The following is a 4,566-nucleotide window of genomic DNA, read 5'->3' as shown; positions in this document are numbered from 1 at the left end:
GCCGCGCGGGCGATGTCGGGCGGCATGCGCAGCACGCCCGGCTCCCCTTCGACCTCCGCGTCGAACACGCCGCCCGTGATGAACAGCTTCACGTGGTCGCACGCGTGCGCGAAGCACGTGCGAACGATCTCGCGCGCCTGCTCGGGCGTGCTCGCCACATGGGCGAACAAGCCCGCGCCGTGACCGCCCGGCACGGTAACGCCCACGCCGGACGCAAGCAGCCGCGGCCCCGGGAACGCGCCTGCGTTGATGGCGTCGCGCACCTCCACGTCGGCGAACCCCGGATCGCCCACCGAGCGCACCGTGGTCACGCCGCTTGCCAGCTGCTGCTGCGCGTGGCTTCGCAGGACGTGGCGAAGCGCCCACCTGCTCACCGGATTTCCCACCACGCCGTCTATGAGGCGACCCGCGCCACCCGCGCTCAGCGGCTTGCCCGACCCGCACAGATGCACATGCGCGTTGATCAGGCCGGGCATGAGGTACGCGCCGGCCAGGTCGATTTCCTCCGCGCCCGCAGGCGGCACCGTGCTGGCTGCGGGTCCCACCTTGTCGATGCACCCGGCGTCGTCCACGACCACTGTCATGTTCGGCAAGGGAGCCATACCCTCCGTGCCGTCGAGCACCGTTGCGTGCGTGAACACGTATGCCATAGCGCGCCGCCTCCCACGGCGCGCATGCGCCGCATCCTCGTCTGCTTGAATCGATCCGCTCAGTATACGCCTGGAGCAACGCCGGAGAAAGCGCCGCAGCTACTGCGAGGCACGGCGGTCGGCCAAAGCATCGCGCTCTTCCCTCGTGATGGAAAACGCCACATGGGGCATGCGCACCCCGCGGTAGTGCTTCACCACCGTTGCATGCGGGGTCATGCCGTTTCGGCGAGCAACCGCCTGCGACGGTTCATTCGTGTCGCGAATCAAAGAATACACCTCGCGAGCACCCAAGGCGTCGAAGGCGTAGTCGCGACAAGCGATGGCTGCCTCGGTCGCGTACCCCCGATGCCAGAACGCTTTCATGAACAGGTAGCCCACCTCCATGACCTGGGCGTCTCGATATTCCTGCAACGTGATCCCGCACTGTCCGATCATGCGATCCGTCTCCTTGAGCACCACGGCCCAAAGCCCGAAACCATCGGTACGATAGCGCGCCGTCTGCCGATCGAGCCACTCCCGCACGCCAGTCTCATCGAAGGGGCCTTCGTAGGCATACATGACATCGGGGTCCTGCAAGATGATCCGAAGCGCGTCCAAATCGCCTTCGCCCATTTTTCGCAAGGTCAAGCGCTCGGTCTCCAAAATGCGTTCCATGCTCGCCCCGGAGCGGCGGTCGGCCATGATTCGGGCGGCACCCGACGTCTCGGCAGCCCGCGACAGCGAGCCCGCCGTCAACGCCTCGCCTTTCGGCACGTGCACGGCCAGGCACGAAAAGCTCGGCTTGTCGGCGGTGAACAGGCCAAGCTCCCGCGAGGCGGCGCGCACGTCGTCTTTCGACAACCCGCCGCGACGCAGGGGCGAGATCACGCCCAGCTCCGCAAGCGCCCGGAAGCCGGGGCGGTTCGCCGGATCATCGGTGGTGTTCGTGCCGTCGACCAGCACCTCGTACCCGTCGCGCGCCATGCGCTCGAGAATGGTCGAGAAGATGAACGTCTTGCATCGATAGCAGCGATCAGGCGCGTTTTCGCAGATGTCGGCGCGCGACAGGACGTCGGCGTCTATCAGCTCGAAATCGGCTCCGAGCTGGCCTGCCAAGCGAAGCGCGTCCTCGATTTCGAACGCAGGCTGAAGCGCCGTGCGCACGCCGTACGCTTTCACCTGGCACCCGGCCCGCAATGCGGCGGCAAGCAAATACGATGAATCGCACCCACCCGAAAACGCCACCGCTACGCGCGGCGTGCGCGCGAAAAAATCCTCCAAAGGCTCGACGCCCGCCTGCTGCCCGGGCCCGACGACAACGGGTCCGTCGCGGCGAGCGCTCTCGTTATCGTACGCGTTTTCGTTGTCGTACGCTGCCATGCTCCTCCTTTAGCGCTCGAACAGCTCTGCCGCGCGCGCCAGTTCCTCGACGATGGGGATATGCTGCGGGCACACGTCTTCGCACGCGCCGCACGCAATGCACGACGACGCGAGGCCGTCCGACACGTTCCAATCGTAGTTTTCCTGGGCGCGGAACTCGTCATGGTAAAGCGCCAGGATGTTGAGCGACGCGAGCGCCGCCGGAATGCGCACGTCCTGCGGGCAGTTCTTCAGGCAGTACCGGCAATCCGTGCAGGGCACCGTGGGGATGCCGTCCAGAATAGCCCGCACCTGATCGAGCAGCGCGCGCTCCTCGCTGGCCATCGGCCGGGCGTCGCGCATGATCCGCACGTTCTCCCGCACCTGATCGGGAGTGGACATGCCGGACAGAACGGAAACCACGCCCGGCAGCGACGCGGCGAAGCGCAATGCCCACGAGGCCAGGGACGCGTCGGGCTGCGCCGCGCTCAGCAGGTTTGCCGCCGCATCGGGAAGCTTCACGAGCGATCCGCCCTTGATGGGCTCCATCACCACCACGGGCAGGCCATGGGCGCGCGCAACCTCGTAGCACTTGCGCGATTCGATGGTCGGGCTTTCCCAATCGGCGTAGTTGATCTGCACCTGCACGAAATCCATGTTCGGATGAGCGGCCAGAACCTCTTCGAGCACGTCGGCTTTGTCGTGAATGGAAAAGCCCAGATTGCGAATCAGGCCCTCTTCCTTCTTCCGCGCAAGAAAGTCCCACAGACCGTACTCGTCGAACTGGGCGGTGCGATCCTCCCCCAGGTTGTGCAGCAAAAAGTAATCGAAGTAGCCAGCGCCGGTTTCGCGCAAGGACTTGTCGAACATGGCGCGCGCATGATCGGCGTCCTTCGCCAGCCACGCCGGCAGCTTCGTGGCGATCTGGAACGATTCGCGCGGATAGCGCTCGACGAGCGCCACGCGCAACGCAGCCTCGGATCTGCCGCCATGGTAGCCGCGCGCCGTATCGAAGTACGTGAAGCCCGCATCCATGAACAGGTCGACCATCTCCTTGACCTGCTCGATGTCGATCTCCTTCGACCCGTCCGAAAGTTCCGTTTCCGGCAGCCGCATGAACCCGAAGCCCAGCGGTGCCAACTCTTCGCTCGTCTGCATGTTCGTCCTCCGCACGTTCCCCCAATAAAAAAGCTGCATAACGCCTGACGAAAGGCTGTTATGCAGCTTATCGCATCATCGCGCTGCTTACACGTTGAACTTGAAGTGCATGACGTCGCCGTCCTGGACGACGTACTCCTTGCCTTCTTGGCGCAGCTTGCCGGCGTCGCGACAGCCCTTTTCGCCGCCCAGGCCCACGTAGTCCTCGTACGAGGCCGTTTCGGCCTTGATGAAGCCGCGCTCGAAATCGGTATGGATGACGCCCGCGGCCTGCGGAGCCTTCGCGCCGATGGGGATGGTCCAAGCGCGCGTTTCCTGCACGCCCGTGGTGAAGTACGACTGCAAACCCAGCAGCTTGTACGCTTCGCGCACCAAACGGGCCAGGCCGCTTTCCTCAAGGCCCATGGCCTCCAGGTACTCCTTCGCCTCCTCCGGATCCAGCTCGGCCAGGTCCGCCTCCACCTTCGCGCTGATCGGCACGGGGCGGCACCCGTCGATCTCGGGCAGTTCGGCGTCCAGCTGATCCTCGTCCACGTTGGCGATGTAGAGCATGGGCTTCATGGTCAGCAGGTGCAGATCGTAAATGGCGGCCTGCTCGTCCTCGTCAAGCCCCAGCGTGCGCGCGCGATGTCCCTCGTCCAGGCCCGCGAGCACCTTCTTGGCCACTTCGACTTTCTTGGCGCCGTCCTTGTCGCGCTTCGCTTCCTTCTCCAGACGCGGCAGCGCTTTCTCGATGGTGGCCATGTCGGCCAGCATGAGCTCGGTCTTGATGGTATCCACGTCGTTGTGCGGATCCACCTTGCCCGCAACGTGCACCACGTCGGGGTCGCCGAAGAAGCGCACGACCTCGCAGATGGCGTCCGTTTCGCGGATGTTCGCAAGGAACTGGTTGCCCAGGCCTTCGCCTTGGCTGGCGCCGGCCACCAGACCTGCGATGTCCACGAACTCGATGGTGGCGGGCACGATGCGCGTAGGATGGTCGATATTGGCCAGCGCGTCCAGGCGCGCGTCGGGCACGGGCACCACGCCCACGTTGGGCTCGATGGTGGCGAAGGGATAGTTAGCAGCAAGGCCGCCCTTGTTGGTAAGAGCGGTGAACAACGTGGACTTGCCGACGTTCGGCAGGCCGACGATACCGATGGACAATGACATGGAGTAATCCTTCTCAAGCGTTTGAAACGTATCGAACCATGATAGCAAATGAAAAGGGTCCGTGCGCCTGCGCGTACAGACCCCACGCAACCTATCAGCAAACCCATCAGCGCATGCAACTTCGCGCGCCGGACCGCGCCGAACCGCATTGTCGCCCCAAACGTACGGTTTTCGGCGTCAAAGCGTCCGTTTGGGGCGACAATGTTCCCCGGCGCGCGCCCGTGCGGGCTGGCGGCCCGCCGCCTCGTGCAGGTCGCTACATGTGAGC

The 4,566-nt window shown here is 64.8% G+C and carries 4 protein-coding genes; all 4 read right to left on the bottom strand.

The features are described 5' to 3' along the window. On the bottom strand, positions 1–650 hold a 650-nt coding region (locus ACMNI9_RS03965), incomplete at its 3' end, for an amidohydrolase family protein (protein WP_418830948.1). A gap of 99 nt (positions 651–749) precedes the next feature. Then, positions 750–2,009 (bottom strand): GNAT family N-acetyltransferase, encoded by a 1,260-nt coding sequence (locus ACMNI9_RS03960; RefSeq protein WP_418830946.1) that lies wholly within the window; start codon positions 2,007–2,009, stop codon positions 750–752. Positions 2,010–2,018: 9 nt separating this feature from the next. After that, positions 2,019–3,146: an aldo/keto reductase gene (locus ACMNI9_RS03955; protein ID WP_418830944.1), complete on the bottom strand. Its 1,128-nt coding sequence runs from the start codon at positions 3,144–3,146 to the stop codon at positions 2,019–2,021. 87 nt (positions 3,147–3,233) lie between these two features. Next, complete coding sequence (gene ychF, locus ACMNI9_RS03950; protein WP_418830942.1) at positions 3,234–4,298, bottom strand: redox-regulated ATPase YchF; 1,065 nt, start codon at positions 4,296–4,298, stop codon at positions 3,234–3,236. Positions 4,299–4,566 lie beyond the last annotated feature (268 nt).

This window comes from Paraeggerthella sp., from assembly GCF_048427265.1.
Taxonomy (GTDB): Bacteria; Actinomycetota; Coriobacteriia; order Coriobacteriales; family Eggerthellaceae; genus Paraeggerthella; species Paraeggerthella hominis.
The sequence above is the reverse complement of the archived record's forward strand: the minus strand, read 5'-3'. Positions and strand labels throughout refer to the sequence as shown.